Genomic DNA, 15,877 nt, shown 5'->3' with positions numbered 1-15,877 from the left:
CCGAAGGGGAGGGGTTCAACACTCACCGATCGTAGCTGTTCGGCAGATCCCCCTCGACCGGCGACATGTAGCGGTCGCGCAGGCGACGCTGGCGGCTGGTCATCGGCTGTTCGACGCCATCGACATAGACGGCGACCGGCACCGAGGTGACCTCGAGCGGATCGCCGTCCCAGATCACCACGTCCCCGACGCGGCCGGCGCGCAAGCTGCCGACCTCGCCATCGACTCCAGCCGCTGCAGCCGGGCCGGAGGTGATGGCGGCAAACGCCTGGTCCCAGCTCAGACCGCCGGCGCCGGGCAGACGGGTCAGCGCCACCAGATTGCCGGCATATTGGCGGGCATAGCCGAGCTTGTGGATTTCATTGTCATCGACGAGTCCGATCGACACCTGCACGCCGGCGGCACGCATGCGGCCGATGTTGCTCTGGGTCGCGGCAAGCTGCTCGAATGAATCCGGCAGGTCGGAGAGGGCAGCCGCGATGACCGGGATGCCCGCCGCCGCGATTTCGCGCGCGACCGTCCAGCCCTCGGTCGCGCTGACCAGGACCGGCTTGATCTGCGGGTAATCGCGCAGCAGGCCGATCACGTTGAGGATATCGGCGGCCCGATCGACCTTGATGAACAGCTTGTCGCGCCCGTCGAGCACGCGCAGCAGCGCCTCTGCATCGGCGCGGCGCAGCAGATTGTCGGTGCTGCGACCGTCATAGGCGATGCGGTTGGTGCCATAATCGCGGGCTTCATGCAGCAGTGAGCGGAAATGCAGGAACGTCGCCGCGCGGCTGCCCCCTGCCCGCTCTGCACCCTCTTCACCGAACTCGACATATTGGAAAACGCCAGCGCGGGTCAGCATGTTGCGATCGCTGCCCAGATCGACCAGCGCACCGCGGCCGGCAAACAGCCCGCCCGAATTGCCGGGATAGACCAGCGCGCGGGTCACGCCTTCGAGGCGGTTGACCGCGACCGGCGTGCCGAGCGGATTGAGCGCAGGCGAAATGTCGATGGCGGCGCTGTAGATGGCGCTCGATGCATCGGCATCGTTGCTGCCGTCGACGGCGTCGACCTCGACCAGACCGACCCGGCTGAACCCGGCGACGAGGCCGGGCGTCACCCATTTGCCGCCGGCATCGACGGCGGTGACCCCTGCCGGCACGGCTACGCCCGCTCCGGCGGCGACCACGCGGCCGCCGCGCACGACGACGGTGCCGCCCTCGATCGGCGCACTGCCGTCACCGATGACGAGCCGTGCATTGGTGATGGCGATATCCTGTGCCGCGACGGGTGCTGCGAAGGCGAGCGCGACGCTCGCGAGCAGTGAGAGACGGTTCATTTCACGTCTCCTTCACCGGGCTGGCCCAGCTCGAAATCGGTCACCGGCCTGAGGCGCGGATTGAACGCATCGAACATCAGCGCGCCGTCGATCCACACCCGCTCAGGGCGCGAATAGACGCTGAAGGGGTTGCCGTTCCACAGCACGACATCGGCCATCTTGCCGGCGCGCAGGCTGCCGGTCATGGTATCGATGCCCATCGCCCGGGCCGGATTGATGGTCAGCCAGCGCATCGCATCGGCCTCGCTGATGTCGATGCCGGCGCGGCGGCCCGATGCCAGCGCCTTGGCCGCTTCCTGGTTGAGCCGCTGGATCTGGTTGGCATCGTCCGAATGGACGATGGCGCAGGCCCCGGCATTGTGCACCAGCGCGATGTTCTCCGGAATGCCGTCATAGCTTTCCATCTTGAAGCCCCACCAGTCGGCCCACATCGCCGAACAGACATTGGCTTCGCGCAGCATGTCGGCGATCTTGTAGCTTTCGACGGCGTGATGGAAGGTCGAGACCTTGTAGCCGAACTCGCGGGCCATATCGAGGACGATGGCCATTTCGTCGGCACGGTAGCAGTGGTTGTGGACCAGGATGTTGCCGCGCAGCACATCGGCCAGCGTCTCCATGCCGATGTCGCGCGGTTGGCTTTCGCCCGCGTCCGCCTTGCGGCGATATTCGGCGGCACGCGCCCAGGTCTGGCGGTTGACCGCGAGATTGCCCATGCGGGTGGAGGGCATCCGCCCGCGCGAGCCATAAACGCGCTTGGGGTTCTCGCCGCAGGCCATCTTGAGGCCATAGGGCGCGCCAGGGAACTTCATCGACTGCATGGTCCGGCCGGGGACGTTCTTGAGCGTCACCGAACGGCCGCCCATCAGATTGGCGGAGCCCGGCAGGATCTGCAAGGACGTGATGCCGCCGTTGGCAAGGGCGCGGGTGAAACCGGGGTCCTGCGGCCAGATGCTGTGCTCGGCCCACACTTCCGGGGTGGTCGGATCGGTCGCCTCATTGCCGTCGCTGTGCGCAGGCACCGACGGGCTGGGATAATCGCCGAGGTGGCTGTGGATATCGATGATGCCCGGCGTCACGAACTTCCCCGTGGCATCGACACGGGTGTAGTCTGCGGGGATCGTGAGGTCGGCCCCGCCGACCGCCTCGACCTTGCCGTCGCGCAGCAGCACGACGCCATTTTCGATCCGCCCGCCTTCGCCATCGAATACCGTGCCGCCCACCAGCGCGGTCGGGGTCGACGGATAGGCGTGGTAGGTGGACGGATAGGGATCGTTATTGATCGGCGCCGGCCGGTTGGCGGCGGTGGCCGGGGCGCTGTCGCCGCTGCCGGCTGTGCAGGCCGCCAGCGCTGCCGCCATGGCAACCCCCGCCAGCATAGTCTTGTAGTTCGTCATCGTCGCAAATGCCCCGTTGGTTATGCAGTGGAAATGAAAAGAGCGGCGGAGCCGATGCCCCGCCGCCCTTGTTTGGGTTCAGCCAGCCTTGGGAGCCGGGTGGACCCCGGCGGCCTGCGACTCGGCAGCTTCGCTGGCCCCGGCGATGGCGTCATCGTCCTTGAGCGTGTCGAGGTGCATCAGCTTCTTGATGAGCGGCGAGATGAGCAGCACGCCCACCCCGACGGCAATCGCCACCCAGCCGATCTGGCTGTAGACATCGAGCACCACCTGCTTGCCCGCACCTTCGCCCGAGGCCGCCTCGGAGCCGGTCGCGGCAGCGATCAGCCCGGCAGCAAAATTGCCGGTGGCCGACGCAAAGAACCAGGTGCCCATGATCAGGCTGGCCATATGTGCCGGAGCGAGCCGGTTCATTGCGCTGAGCCCGACCGGCGACAGGCAAAGCTCACCAGTGGTGTGGAGCAGGTAGATGAGGAAGATGAACAGCACCGGCGTCATCTCTCCGGTCGCCGCGCCCCAGACGAGGACGAGGAAGCCGAGGCCGAGCTGCATCAGCGCCAGGCCGAACTTGGCCGGAGCGGAGGGTTCAAGACCGCGGCGCCCGAGCCACGTCCACAGCGTCGCGAACAGCGGCGCCAGCAGCACGATGTACATGGCGTTGACCGACTGGAACACCGAAGCGGGGACACCGGCGCGATCGACATAACGATCGGTGTAGAGGTTGAGCGACGATCCGGCCTGCTCGAACAAAGCCCAGAACAGGATCGAACCGATGATCAGGAACATCGCCGCGAAGATGCGATCGCGTGCATGCGGATCGAGCTTCACGACGGCGGTGAACAGCACATAGAGCACCAGGATGGCGCCCGAAATGCCGAGCAGCGTGCCGACCACGGCCTGATTCTGTACCATCCACCAGCAGGCGCCGACAGCCAGGATACCGACCAGATAGAGCAGCCATTCGAACTTGATGCCCATTACCGGCGAAGCGAGCTTGGCGGCATCCGGTGCTTCGCCGCGGCCGAGCAGCAGCGGCTTGAACATCACGAACACGATGAGCCCTGCCAGCATGCCGAAACCGGCGAGGCCGAAGCCATAGGCCCAGCCATAGGTTTCACCGACATAGCCGCACAGCAGCGAGCCGAGGAACGCGCCGAGGTTAATTCCCATGTAGAAGATGGTGTAGGCGCCGTCGCGGCGCACATCGGTGCGCGGATAGAGCTGGCCGACGATCACCGAGATATTGGCCTTGAGGAAGCCGGAGCCGACGATGATGAAGGCCAGCGCCAGCCAGAAGATGTTGAGGCTGGCGGCATCCTGCCCGCCATTGCCTTCGAAACCCATCAGGAAGTGCCCAAAGGTCAGCAAGACCGCGCCATAGGTCACCGCCTTGCGCTGGCCCAGCCACTTGTCCGCAAGATAGCCGCCGAGCACCGGCGTAATGTAAACCAGCGCGGTATAGGCACCATAGATGACGCCGGCCTGCGCGTCAGAGAACAGCCAGTGCTTGGTGAGGTAGAAAATCAGCAGCGCCCGCATGCCATAGTAGGAGAATCGCTCCCACATCTCGGCAAAGAACAAGACGAACAGACCCTTGGGATGGCCGAGGAAGGTGCCTGCGGCATCCCCGTCCTGCGAATATGATGTGGCCATGCAGCCGACCCTTTCCTGAAACCCTGTGCAGATCCGGCGACCTGTTGGCCGTCCGGGCTAAGCCGGCGACCCTAACGCAATAAAATGTCTTGCCAAGATTAATTGTCGTTGCGCGGCAGGGCCCCGATTGTCGCACCGGCACCCAGGCGATAGGGCTCTGCCATGTTCAACGACACCTCCACTCCGCTGGCGCTCCTGCGCTCGCGCCGCTCGGGCAAGGCACGCGACATGATCGCGCCCGGCCCCTCACCCGAACAGCTTGCCGACATCATTTCCATCGCAGCCCGCGTGCCCGACCACGGCAAGCTCGCGCCGTGGCGGTTCGTGGTCATCGCGCCCGAGCAGCGGGAGAGTTTTGCCGCGATGCTGGTCGATGCCTATCGCGCTGCCCGGCCGGAGGCGGGGCGGCTGGAGATAGAGGCAATGGATGCCTTTCCGCGGCAGGCGCCGGTGATGATCGCCCTGCTCTCCACCCCGGTCCAGCCGCACAAGATTCCGCTGTGGGAGCAGCAGCTTTCGGTTGGCGCTGCGGCGATGCAGCTGCTCAATGCCGCGCACGCGCATGGCTTTGTCGCCAACTGGCTGACCGGCTGGGCAGCAGAAAGCGAGGCGGTGGCCCGCACGCTGGGCGCGGTGGCGCCCAACGATCGCGTGGCCGGATTCTTCTTCATCGGCTCGCCCGCCAAACCGCTCGAGGAAAGGCCACGACCCGAGCTTGCGCAAGTTATGCAGCAATGGGACGGAAACTGGCGCTGAACGAACTACATTTGTAATCTTGTTTCGCGCTTGCATTCCCACTGTGTCACTGTCATAAGGCAGCGATGCTCGACAATAGCAAGCCAGTGTACCAACGCCTCCGCGACGTGATCGCCGCCGGCATTCTCGATGGTGACTTCCGCGACGGGGACATGCTGCCGTCGGTCCGCGCGCTCGCGGCCGAGCATGGCGCCAACCCGCTGACGGTCGCCAAGGCCTATCAGAGCTTCCAGGACGAAGGCCTGGTATCGGTGCGGCGCGGGGTCGGCATGTTCGTTGCGCCCGGTGCCGCCACCACCTTGCGCGCACGGCTGCGTGCTGAATTCCTAGCATCGGTGTGGCCGCCGGTGGCCGAGCAGATCAGGCGCCTCGACATCGATGTCGAGGATTTGCTCGACCGCGCGGACGTTTAGGGCCCTTCCCTTTTCAACTGACGCGTCGCGCCGACCTGTTGCAGCACGCCTCTACGATACGCACTCTTCGACAAGCGCACGGCTACGGCTTTGGTCCAGGCAATCAGGGAAAGCGCTTGCCGTCAGCGGCGCGCCAGGCGCGCGGCATTAGGTGACTCAACGCCGGTCTCGCTCGCTATACCATGCCTGCAGGACGCTATCGTCGGGTGCCAGCCGCACGGCCTTGAGCAGCAGGTCGGCCGAATCCTGCCCCTGCCCTTCTCCGCTGAGCTGCAGCGCGCGGCCGTAGACACCGCTGATCGTGGCATTGCCGGGCATCAGCCGATAGGCCCGCCGCGCCGCCACCAGCGCTCCAGATGCATCGCCCTGCTCCAGCCGTGCACGGGCCGATTGGGCCTCCAGCAGCGCATCGTTTGGGCCGGTTCGGTCGATGGCAGCATTGAGATAGGCCTCGGCCTGTGCCCAATCGCCGCTCTCCCCAGCCATGCCCGCAGCGATGCGCATCGCCGCGACATTTTCCGGCCAGCGCGCCATGAACGCCTGTACCGTCTCCCGCGCCGCTGCCCTATCTCCGCCCCGCACCAGCGCGCCGACCAGACGCAGCATCGCTGCTTCATCGAACCTCAGATCGGCGGCGGCGCGATAGTGGCCGATGGCGGCACGCACATCGCCCAGCGCCAGCGCGGCATCGCCGACCAGCAGCCGCGCTTCGGGGACACCCGGATTGTCGCGCGCCAAGCTCTGCGCGAGATCATAGGCTGCAGCGGCATCGGCTGCTGCGAGCCGCGCCCGGATGGCGGGGATCGTCGCTCGCGCCTCGCTGCCGTTGTTTTCGACCTGCTCGGCACGAAATGCAGCCGGATCGCCATGCGCCAGCAGCGCCGCGCGCTCGAGCGGCTGCACGGCGTCCGCATGCCAGCCCATGCCGCCGAAGGCGCGGGCAAGCAGCGACAGCGACCAGCTGTCGGCATCCGAGCGGGTGGTGATGGGGTCGATCACTTCGATGGCGCCGCGGATATTGTCTTCCCGCAGCAGGGCCAGCGCCAGCAGCCGACGTGCGACCCGATTGTCGGGCTGCCGTTCGACCAGGCGCGCTGCTGCGCCGCGTGCGGCGACCGGGGCGTCGAGCGCCAATTCGCAGGCGGCGCGCAGCAGCAACACGGCGGAGCGGTCAGCCTCTGCGCCGCCGATGCGCGACAGCAGGGTGCGCGCCAGCGCCGGCTCGCCGCCGCGCGCCGCCAGCACAGCCTGCAGATAGAGCACGTGCGGGTTGTTGGGTTCGAGTTCGGCGGCGCGGCGCAGCGGAGCCAGCATCGCGCGGCCGCGCCCGGCCTCGCCCAGGGCCGCGGCATGGCCGAGCAATGCGCCGACATGGCGGGGCTGCACGTCCAGCGCGGCCGCATACCATGGCAAAGCAGCGACCGGTCCGGCCCGTTCCAGCACGACGTCGGCGCGCACCAGCAAGGCTTCGGGTGAGTCTGGGGCCAGAGCGAGAGCCTGGTTGGCAGCGCGTTCGGCCTGCAACATGTCCTGCTCGGCCAGCCGCCAGCGGGCGACGGCGATAAAGGCGTCGACCCCGCCGCGATCCACGGCGCGGGTAAAGGCGCGCTGCGCGGCATCGAAACGGCCGAGGCGATAGCTGGCCTCTCCAGCGACAATCAGTGCCTCGGTTGCGTCGGCGGCCGCGACCGGGCCGGTCAGCATCGCCAGCGCGTCGGCCGGGCGATCCTGCACCAGCAGCGCTCGCGCGAGGCCCGCGCGCAGCCGCGTTTCATCGGTGCCCATGTCCCGGGCCCGCCGCAGTTGCCGCTCGGCCTCCACCCCGCGCTCCAACCGGTTGAGGGCGCGCGCCAGATCGATGCGCAGCGACTGATCGTTCGGTGTTTCGGCGAGGGCGGCGGACAGATCGACCTGTGCGGCGCGGTAATCTCCGGCCGCCAAAGCGGCACGTCCGCGTTCTGCCGGATCGGCGAGCGCGGCATTGATGCGCAGCGCTGCAAATGCCAGCGCGGCGATGCCGATCAGGATCAGCACGCCGAGCACGGCCTTGCGCGCGAACCCACCGCTGTTGTTGGAGCGGGCCGCAGCGCGGCGCGCCTTGCGGACGCTAGGCGGCGCCGAAACCATGGCTCTTCATCAGATCGTACAAGGTCGGCCGACTGACGCCGAGCAGACGCGCCGCGGCAGAGACATTGCCCTCGCTCATCGACAGCGCCCGGCCGATCGCCACGCGCTCGGCTGCCTCGCGGACCTGCCGCAAGTTGAGAAACCCGGCATCGTCGTTGCCGGTGTCGAGATCGAGATCGGCGGCGGTGACCATCTTGCCATCGGCCATGATCGCCGCGCGCTTGATGCGGTTTTCCAGCTCTCGCACATTGCCAGGCCATGTCCAGCGTTCGACCGCCTCGGCCGCGTCGGGCGACAGGTCGCGCGCCGAGGTGCCCGTCTCGCTGGCATAGCGGGTCAGGAAATGGCGGGCGAGCAGCACCGCATCGCCAGGCCGCTCGCTGAGGCCGGGGATGGGGATGACGATTTCGGCCAGCCGATAGTAGAGATCCTCGCGGAAGCTGCCGTCGGCGACCATCGCCTTGAGATCGCGGTGGGTCGCGCAGACGATGCGCGTGTCGACCGGGATGGGTTTGCGCCCGCCGATCCGTTCGATCACCCGCTCCTGCAGGAAACGCAGCAGCTTGACCTGCAACGGCAGCGGAATGTCGCCGATTTCGTCGAGGAACAATGTCCCGCCATCGGCCTGCTCGATCTTGCCCTCAGTGGTTTTTACCGCGCCGGTAAAGGCCCCCTTTTCGTGCCCAAACAGCTCGCTTTCGAGAAGCGTATCAGGGATCGCCGCGCAGTTGATGGCGATGAACGCCTTGTCGCGGCGCGGCGAGCAGTCGTGCAGCCCGCGCGCCAGCAATTCCTTGCCGGTGCCGCTGGCGCCAAGCAGCATCACCGATACATTCGCCGCGGCGACCTTCTCGATGGTGCGCGTGACCTTCGCCATTTCCGGCGCGGCGGTGATCAGGCCGCCAAGCATGGTCAGCTCACCCGGAATCGCCCCCATCAGCCGCCGGTTCTCTACCTCCAGCGCACGGACGTGGAAGGCGCGACGGACGATGGCGCCAAGCTCGTCGATGTCGACCGGCTTGCGATAGAAATCCCACGCACCCGCGGCAATGCCGGTCAGCGCGCTTTCATGGGCATTGTGGCCCGACGCAATCACGACCTTGGTCTCGGGGGCAAGCCGCAAAATCTCGCCGAGCGTACGGAAGCCCTCGCTGACCCCATCGGGATCGGGCGGCAGGCCGAGATCGAGGGTGACCACCTGCGGCTCTTCCGCGCGCAACAGGGTCAGCGCTTCCTCGCGAGAGCCCGCAACGAGCACCTCATAGTCTTCATAGGCCCATTTCAGCTGTCGCTGCAGCCCGGGGTCATCTTCGACCACCAGCAACTTGGGTTTGGTGATGCTGTCCATCCGGCTCATGCTGCCTCGCTGGAGATTGAGGGGGAAATCCGCGCCGCCCGGTCGGCCGGACGCAGTGTCAGGGTGAAACGGGTGCCTTGGCCCTCGCGGCTTTCGACGGTCAGGCTGCCGCCCATCGCTTCGGCCAAGCGGCGCGCCTGATAGGCGCCGATGCCGAAGCCGCCGGCCTTGGTCGACGAGAACGGGCGGAACAGATGATTGCGGACGAATTCCGGGCTCATGCCGACGCCGCGGTCCTCGACGTCGACAGTGACGGCATCGGCCCGGGCAACCACGCGCAGGCGCACCGGATGTTGCGGAGCGCTGGCGTCGATGGCGTTCTGCACCAGATGGACGAGCAGCTGCTCGACGGTTTCGCTCTCGCCCTCGGCGCGACCTTCGCCGTCGACCAGCACCTCGACCGGGTGCAGCGCGTTCTTGACGTGCGCCACGCGCCGCGCAACCGCAGCAACGTCGACTGGCTCCAGCCTGCTGACGCGCACCTGATCCTGCTGCGACAACCGCTGCATCAATTGGGAAAGCCGCTCGGCTGATAGCTTGAGCGTCTCGATCATGTCGACGCGGAATTCGGGATTGTCACCGTGCCGCTCGGCATTGCGCGCCAGCACGCCCATCTGGCTCGCCAGATTCTTGACGTCATGCATCATGAAGGCGAAGCGCCGGTGGAATTCCTCGAACCGCCCGCTTTCGGCCAGCGCCTCTGAGCGCCTCGCCTCGGCGAGGTGACTTGCTGCCTGCCGCCCGGCAACCTTGAGCAGGTCGAAATCCTCCCAGTCGAGCGCGCGGTCGATCAGCGGGCGCGAGAGCAGCAGGAACCCTTCGAGCTCGCCCTGATTGTCGAGCGGGACGGCGATCCAGTGGTCACGATCGGCAATCACCCAATCGGGGGTTCTCGCCACTTCCTCCTCGGGGGCCTTGCTTGCACGCACCTCGTCGAACTGGACGATGCGGCCGCTGGCCGCGAGCCAGGCGGCGAACCTGTCCCACTGCGCGTCGGCGCGCCAGCTCATGGTGCCGCTCGGCCACTCGGCGGCGAGCACGAAGTGGCCGCCGGGATCGCGGCCGATCAGCAGGCCGCCATGCGCTTCCACCATGTCGACGATCGATTTGATGACCCTCGCCGGCAGCGACAGCCGCCCGTCTTCGGGTCGGTGCAGCGTCGCGGTGAAACGAAGCCACTCAGCGCGATAATCGTAGCGGTGCTCGAAGAAATGCTTGACCGTCCACACACGCACCAGCGCGCGCAAGCGGGGCGAAAGGAACAGCAGCGCCATCGCGGTGATCGCGGCGGCGAGCACGCCGACCTGCGCCCGGCTCGAGAAATCGCCGCCGGCGCTGTCGACGATGGCAGCGAACAGCGCGAGCAGGGCCAGCCAGCCGCAGATCGCCGCCAGCCCGAGGCTGCGCAGCGCCACCGGGCGGGACAGGCGGATCGATTGGTTGACCGGGCGCAAAACAGCGATGGCGAGAGCGGTAGCGATGATCAGCGCGGCGAGCGGGCGCAGTGTTTCCAGCAGTTCGGCAGGCTGGCCGCTCAGATAGGCGATGGCGTAAAGGTTGAGATCATAGGCCCACAGCCCGGTCAGCGCGCCGAGCGGCAAGGCCAGCCCGCGCCGCTCCTCGGGACGCCCGCTCTCGACCAGATTATGCACCAGCACGAGCGCGCCCGCAGCGAACAGCATCTGCAGGATGTGCAGCATATGCGCCACGGACGGGGCCAGCACCTTAGTGCTGGTCATGGCGACAAGCAGCCCCAGGGCCGCTTCCAGCGCGCACAGGCCGATGTAAATCCAGCCGACGGGCCCGATCCGTCCCGGCGCTTCGCGCTCTCCCGCGACCGCGGCCATGAACCACAGCCAGGCAAGATTGCGCGCTGCCTCGGACAGCACAGATGCGACGTGGGCGGAGCCGGCAATGGCCAGCACGAACAGCCAGATCGCCGTCGCTGCAAGGGCCACGACATAGGCCCGCTGGCCGAACATCGACCGCCGCACCACGCTGGCCAGCGCCAGTGCGGTGAAGGAGAGCGCTGCGATCAGCGCGAACAGCGTTTCCATGCCGAAGGGATCGAAGCGGCTGAGCTCGCTCATCGTGCGCCCTCCGGCCACAGTACCACACGCAGCGTCTGCAGGAGGATCAGCAGATCGAGGAAGGGCGTATAATTCTTGGCATAATAGAGATCATACTCAAGCTTGGCGCGCGCATCGTCGACCGAGGCACCATAGGGATAGTTGATCTGCGCCCAGCCGGTCAGCCCAGGCTTCACCATGTGCCGTTCGGCATAATAGGGTATTTCCGCTTCCAGATCGGCGACGAATTGCGGCCGTTCGGGGCGCGGGCCGACGAAGCTCATCTGGCCCATCAGCACGTTCCAGGCCTGGGGCACCTCGTCGATGCGGGTCATGCGAATAAACTTGCCGACCCGGGTGATGCGCGGATCGTCCTCCGCGGCCCACACCGCCTGCCCGGCGACCTCAGCATCCTGACGCATCGAACGCAATTTGGTGATGGTGTAGGGCATGCCATACCGCCCAACTCGCGATTGCCGATACAGCGCAGGCCCCTTGCTCTCCAGCTTTATGGCAATGGCGGCTAGCAGCAACACGGGTGCCATCAAGGTCAGCACGATCAGGCTGGCGGCGATGTCGAAGATGCGCTTGGCCACCTTGGTCAGCCGCTGTCCCGCGGTGAAGCCGTCGGAGAAGATGAACCAGCTGGGATTGACGGTGGCGAGGTCGACCCGGCCCGTTTCCCGCTCGAGGAAGCTGGAGAAATCGTTGACGTGCACGCCGGTAGTCTTGACCCTGAGCAGGTCGGCGAGAGGCAGCGCGTTGCGTCGTTCCTCGATGGCCAGCACCACTTCGCCCGCATTGAGCGCGACGACATGGTCGGCGAGACTGTCGATGCTGCTGCGGTGCACCGCGTCGGGGATGACCGGTGGCTTGTCGGTCATCGTCACGAAGCCGACGATGGTGAAGCCGGATCCGTTGCGCTGCGCCAGTTCGGCGAGGCGCGCGGCGCGCTCACCCGATCCCAGCACCAATATCCGCCTGCGGAAAGCCTCGCTGCCGAGCAGCGAAGACAGCAGCAGCCGGACCAGCATCGGCAACAGGATCGCCAGCGGCATGGCATAGGCGAGATTGGAGCGCCAAAGCGCGATGGTCGGAAACAGAAAGTAAAGCGTGGCCAGCAGGATGATGGCAAGCGACACGGCGGCGAGCAGACGCAGCAGCGCGAAACGCCGGGATTGCAGCGCTTCCGGGCTGTAGACGCCGACCGCGACCATGCCGAGCTGGACGATGATGGCAAAGCTGACGGCCGGCGCCCAGCGCTCGGCGAGCGGGGCCACCGTCATTCCGATCTGGCTGGCGCGGATGACCCAGGCCAGTTCGGCCGCGACCAGCAGCATGATTGCATCGAGCAAGCCGAGCAGCGCGACCGCATGAGGGATGTAATGTTTGAACAGGCGGAACATCGTCGATCCTGCCAGCCCCTCCGACGCGGCGGCACCAGCGCCCCGCGATCCTCGCCCTAGTCGGGCGAGGTTGACTGTCGGTTAATTTTACACCCCCCAGTCGATAATCCCAGCAGCTTCATCCGTCGAAGGCAAAGGGAGTCGATCCGCGATGATAATCGTCCGCGAGGAGCTGGCGGCCGAGCGGCGGTGCGGCGCGGGCAGCGCAGCCGGTCCGCTGGCACAGCCGGCAGGTGACGCCTATGGGGGTCGCATCCTTGGGCGAGAGCTGCGGCTGCACGCGGGTATAGATCAGACGGTCGGCATGCGCTTCGCCGCAGCCCAGCGCCACCGCGCGCTCGATGCGCATCGTCCCGAACCCACCGCCACCAGCGGTCACGGTGCGGGCGATTGAGAAGAAACGGCGGCCGTCGGGCAGCTCGATCCACTGGGTGACGATCTGTCGCGGTGTGGAGAATACATGATGCACCGACCACAGCGGGCAGCCGCCGCCCTGCCGGGAAAAATGGAAGCCCGCGCCATCGAGGCGCTTGGAAATGTTGCCGGCCCGGTCGAGCCGGACGAGGAAGAAGGGCACAGCCTCCCTGCCCGGCTTGCGCAAGGTGGTGAGCCGGTGTGCCACCTGCTCGAAGCTCGCGCCAAACTGGCGGGCGAGTGCTTCGATGTCGTATCCCCGCGCCTCGGCAGCCTTGGCGAACGCCTCGTAAGGCATGATGATCGCCGCGGCCGCATAGTTGGCAAGCGCGCGGCGGGTGAGCTGGCGACCGGCGGGGCCGGAAAAATGCCCGTCGACGAGCGGGGCTTCGAGCACCCGGCGCAGCTCGATATAGGCGATTTGCACGGCGAGCTGGAAGTTCTGGCTGGCGGTATCGAGTGCATCGTCGAGCAAGATCTGTTCGCGGTGGCGATCGAAGCGCCGCTGCGATCCTTCGAGCACTGCCGACGGCACGCGCCGCACGCGCAGCCCGCGTGCCGCCCTGAGATAGGCTGCAAGGCCGCCGGCTTCGGCCGCCTTGAGCGAAATCGCCTCGGCGGCTTCGTCGAGCGCGGGGAAGCAATTGTTGCGCGCGCCCAGAAACCGCTCGGTTTCGGCAACCGGGTCGCCGCCCTCGAACGCCCTGCCCTCGTCGATACTGCGATCGGCAAGCTCGAGCTGGCGCTCGGCCCAGGCGGTGTGAAGCCGCAGGAAGGCCTCGCTGATGCCGGGGAAGTTGCTCGCGGCATCGCTTACCTCCAGCGATGGCAGGTCGATGTCCGCAAACATCGGGTCCTTGAGCGCGCCGGCCAGCCGGGCGCTGAAATCGGACCCGCCGTCGCCGGTGAGGTCGCTGAGATCAAGGCGATAGGTGCGCGCCAGGCGCAGCAGCAAATCAGCGGTGAGCGGGCGCTGGTTGCGTTCGAGCAGCGCGACATAGGAAGCGGAAATGTCGAGATCGCCAGCGACTTGCGCCTGCGTCAGGCCCAGTTCGCGGCGCAGCCGCTTCAAGCGCGGGCCCAGATAGATCGATCGTTCGCTAGCCATTGTGCGATCCTTACAACTTTACATTGAAATCCTGTAAAGTGTGACAAGTCAACCGCAAACCGTCTCGCCAGTCGCAGAGGTCAGGCGTAGGCCGCCGCCATTCCCTCACGGAGAGACCGACATGAGCTATTCCACCGACATCGCCGAAACGGGCGCGCTGATCCAGAGCTACAAGGGCACGTGGGATGGCATCGACGCCGAAGCCGTTGCCCGCATGCGCGCGCAGAACCGCTTCAAGACCGGTCTCGACATCGCCCGCTATACCGCGAAGATCATGCGCGCCGACATGGCTGCCTATGACGCCGATCCGGCCAACTACACCCAGTCGCTCGGCTGCTGGCACGGATTCATCGCCCAGCAGAAGATGATCAGCATCAAGAAGCATTTCGGCTCGACCAAGCGCCGCTACCTCTATCTTTCGGGCTGGATGGTTGCCGCGCTGCGCAGCGAATTCGGCCCCCTGCCTGATCAGTCGATGCACGAGAAGACCAGCGTTCCGGCGCTGATCGAGGAGCTCTACACCTTCCTCAAGCAGGCAGACGCCCGCGAACTCGGCATGATGTTCCGCGATCTCGATGCCGCGCGCGATGCCGGTGACGAGGTGCGGGCCAAGGCCATCCAGACGGCGATCGACAATTATGAAACCCATGTCGTGCCGATCATCGCCGACATCGACGCCGGTTTCGGCAACGCCGAGGCGACCTATCTGCTCGCCAAGAAGATGATCGAGGCGGGCGCCTGCGCGCTGCAGATCGAAAACCAGGTGTCCGACGAAAAGCAGTGCGGCCATCAGGACGGCAAGGTCACCGTGCCGCACGAGGACTTCCTCGCCAAGGTGCGTGCATGCCGCTACGCCTTCCTCGAACTTGGGGTCGAGGACGGCATCATCGTCACGCGCACCGACTCATTGGGCGCTGGCCTCACCAAGCAGATCGCCGTCTCCAAGGAGCCGGGCGATATCGGCGACCAGTATAACAGCTTCCTCGATTGCGAGGAGATCGACCCTGCCACCGCGCGGAACGGCGATGTCATTCTCAACCGCAACGGCAAGCTGCTGCGCCCCAAGCGCCTGCCGAGCAACCTGTTCCAGTTCCGCGAAGGCACCGGGGCGGACCGCTGCGTGCTCGACTGCATCACCAGCCTGCAAAATGGCGCTGACCTGCTGTGGATCGAGACCGAAAAGCCGCACATCGAGCAGATCGCGTCGATGGTCGACCGCATCCGTGAGGTCGTGCCCAACGCCAAGCTGGTCTACAATAATTCGCCGAGCTTCAACTGGACGCTCAATTTCCGCCAGCAGGTGTTCGATGCCTGGAAGGAAGCGGGCCGCGATGTCGGCGATTATGACCGCACCCGCCTGATGAGCGTCGACTATGACGGGACCGAACTCGCCATCGAAGCCGATGAGAAGATCCGCACCTTCCAGCGCGATGCGGCAGCACGCGCCGGCATCTTCCACCACCTCATCACCCTGCCGACCTATCACACGGCGGCGCTCAGCACCGACAATCTGGCCAAGGAATATTTCGGCGAGGCCGGCATGCTGGGCTACGTCAAGGGCGTGCAGCGCAAGGAAATCCGCGAGGGTATCGCCTGCGTCAAGCACCAGAACATGAGCGGCAGCGATATCGGCGACGATCACAAGGAATATTTCGCCGGTGAAGCCGCGCTCAAGGCTGGAGGCGTCCACAACACAATGAACCAGTTTGCAGCCTGATCGGCTGCGTGGGAACCAGTTTGCAGCCTGATCAGCCGATCGAGGCCCACATCGCTGCGTAACAACGCGGCCGGCACTGGGAGAGAGTGCCACACGAACTTTCCTGGGGAGGAAAGTCTGCCCGCCGCAGCGTTCC

The 15,877-nt window shown here is 66.2% G+C and carries 11 protein-coding genes; 3 read left to right on the top strand and 8 right to left on the bottom strand.

Features of this window, described 5'->3' with window-relative positions:
• Positions 1-22: 22 nt before the first annotated feature.
• From AC0QC4_RS07990 to AC0QC4_RS07980, 3 genes are all read right to left on the bottom strand, one after another.
• Entirely contained in the window at positions 23-1,327 is a 1,305-nt protein-coding gene (locus tag AC0QC4_RS07990; RefSeq protein WP_483659255.1) for an amidohydrolase family protein, read from the bottom strand.
• On the bottom strand, positions 1,324-2,721 hold the full coding sequence (locus AC0QC4_RS07985; RefSeq protein WP_483659253.1) for an amidohydrolase: 1,398 nt from the start codon (positions 2,719-2,721) through the stop codon (positions 1,324-1,326). The genes AC0QC4_RS07990 and AC0QC4_RS07985 overlap by 4 nt, the downstream gene beginning before the upstream one ends.
• A 78-nt stretch (positions 2,722-2,799) precedes the next feature.
• Entirely contained in the window at positions 2,800-4,374 is a 1,575-nt protein-coding gene (locus AC0QC4_RS07980) for a peptide MFS transporter (protein ID WP_483659252.1), read from the bottom strand.
• Between the two features lie 162 nt (positions 4,375-4,536).
• On the opposite strand from AC0QC4_RS07980, the gene AC0QC4_RS07975 reads away from it, so the two are divergent.
• Positions 4,537-5,130 carry a nitroreductase family protein gene (locus AC0QC4_RS07975; protein ID WP_483659251.1) on the top strand — a complete coding sequence of 198 codons (594 nt, stop codon included), beginning with the start codon at positions 4,537-4,539 and terminating at the stop codon, positions 5,128-5,130.
• Between the two features lie 65 nt (positions 5,131-5,195).
• Complete coding sequence (locus tag AC0QC4_RS07970; RefSeq protein WP_483659250.1) at positions 5,196-5,543, top strand: GntR family transcriptional regulator; 348 nt, start codon at positions 5,196-5,198, stop codon at positions 5,541-5,543.
• Positions 5,544-5,699: 156 nt separating this feature from the next.
• Here AC0QC4_RS07970 and AC0QC4_RS07965 read toward each other — a convergent pair whose 3' ends face one another.
• From AC0QC4_RS07965 to AC0QC4_RS07945, 5 genes are all read right to left on the bottom strand, one after another.
• On the bottom strand, positions 5,700-7,670 hold the full coding sequence (locus AC0QC4_RS07965; RefSeq protein ID WP_483659249.1) for a tetratricopeptide repeat protein: 1,971 nt from the start codon (positions 7,668-7,670) through the stop codon (positions 5,700-5,702).
• Positions 7,651-9,027: a PEP-CTERM-box response regulator transcription factor gene (prsR, locus tag AC0QC4_RS07960; RefSeq protein WP_483659248.1), complete on the bottom strand. Its 1,377-nt coding sequence runs from the start codon at positions 9,025-9,027 to the stop codon at positions 7,651-7,653. The genes AC0QC4_RS07965 and prsR overlap by 20 nt, the downstream gene beginning before the upstream one ends.
• Positions 9,024-11,117, bottom strand: coding sequence for an XrtA/PEP-CTERM system histidine kinase PrsK (gene prsK / locus AC0QC4_RS07955; RefSeq protein ID WP_483659247.1), 2,094 nt, complete (start codon positions 11,115-11,117; stop codon positions 9,024-9,026). Before prsK ends, prsR begins: the two co-directional genes overlap by 4 nt.
• The gene (locus AC0QC4_RS07950) at positions 11,114-12,502 is read right to left on the bottom strand and encodes a TIGR03013 family XrtA/PEP-CTERM system glycosyltransferase (RefSeq protein ID WP_483659246.1); all 1,389 of its coding nucleotides are present in this window, start codon (positions 12,500-12,502) and stop codon (positions 11,114-11,116) included. Before AC0QC4_RS07950 ends, prsK begins: the two co-directional genes overlap by 4 nt.
• A 118-nt stretch (positions 12,503-12,620) precedes the next feature.
• Complete coding sequence (locus AC0QC4_RS07945; protein ID WP_483659245.1) at positions 12,621-14,024, bottom strand: helix-turn-helix domain-containing protein; 1,404 nt, start codon at positions 14,022-14,024, stop codon at positions 12,621-12,623.
• A gap of 121 nt (positions 14,025-14,145) precedes the next feature.
• On the opposite strand from AC0QC4_RS07945, the gene AC0QC4_RS07940 reads away from it, so the two are divergent.
• A complete protein-coding gene (locus AC0QC4_RS07940; protein WP_483659244.1) occupies positions 14,146-15,741 on the top strand; it encodes an isocitrate lyase in 1,596 nt (531 codons plus the stop codon).
• The last annotated feature ends 136 nt before the right edge of the window (positions 15,742-15,877 follow it).

The sequence above is a fragment of the Sphingomonas sp. jy18 genome, assembly GCF_056931895.1.
This window is presented reverse-complemented; position numbering and strand designations above follow the sequence as displayed.

Excerpts from the sequence above, each read along its gene's own strand:
- AC0QC4_RS07975 (WP_483659251.1), top strand. The coding sequence starts at position 4,537 with ATGTTCAACGACACCTCCACTCCGCTGGCGCTCCTGCGCTCGCGCCGC.
- prsK (WP_483659247.1), bottom strand. The coding sequence starts at position 11,117 with ATGAGCGAGCTCAGCCGCTTCGATCCCTTCGGCATGGAAACGCTGTTC.
- prsR (WP_483659248.1), bottom strand. The coding sequence starts at position 9,027 with ATGAGCCGGATGGACAGCATCACCAAACCCAAGTTGCTGGTGGTCGAA.
- AC0QC4_RS07980 (WP_483659252.1), bottom strand. The coding sequence starts at position 4,374 with ATGGCCACATCATATTCGCAGGACGGGGATGCCGCAGGCACCTTCCTC.
- AC0QC4_RS07950 (WP_483659246.1), bottom strand. The coding sequence starts at position 12,502 with ATGTTCCGCCTGTTCAAACATTACATCCCTCATGCGGTCGCGCTGCTC.
- AC0QC4_RS07945 (WP_483659245.1), bottom strand. The coding sequence starts at position 14,024 with ATGGCTAGCGAACGATCGATCTATCTGGGCCCGCGCTTGAAGCGGCTG.
- AC0QC4_RS07990 (WP_483659255.1), bottom strand. The coding sequence starts at position 1,327 with ATGAACCGTCTCTCACTGCTCGCGAGCGTCGCGCTCGCCTTCGCAGCA.
- AC0QC4_RS07965 (WP_483659249.1), bottom strand. The coding sequence starts at position 7,670 with ATGGTTTCGGCGCCGCCTAGCGTCCGCAAGGCGCGCCGCGCTGCGGCC.
- AC0QC4_RS07940 (WP_483659244.1), top strand. The coding sequence starts at position 14,146 with ATGAGCTATTCCACCGACATCGCCGAAACGGGCGCGCTGATCCAGAGC.
- AC0QC4_RS07970 (WP_483659250.1), top strand. The coding sequence starts at position 5,196 with ATGCTCGACAATAGCAAGCCAGTGTACCAACGCCTCCGCGACGTGATC.
- AC0QC4_RS07985 (WP_483659253.1), bottom strand. The coding sequence starts at position 2,721 with ATGACGAACTACAAGACTATGCTGGCGGGGGTTGCCATGGCGGCAGCG.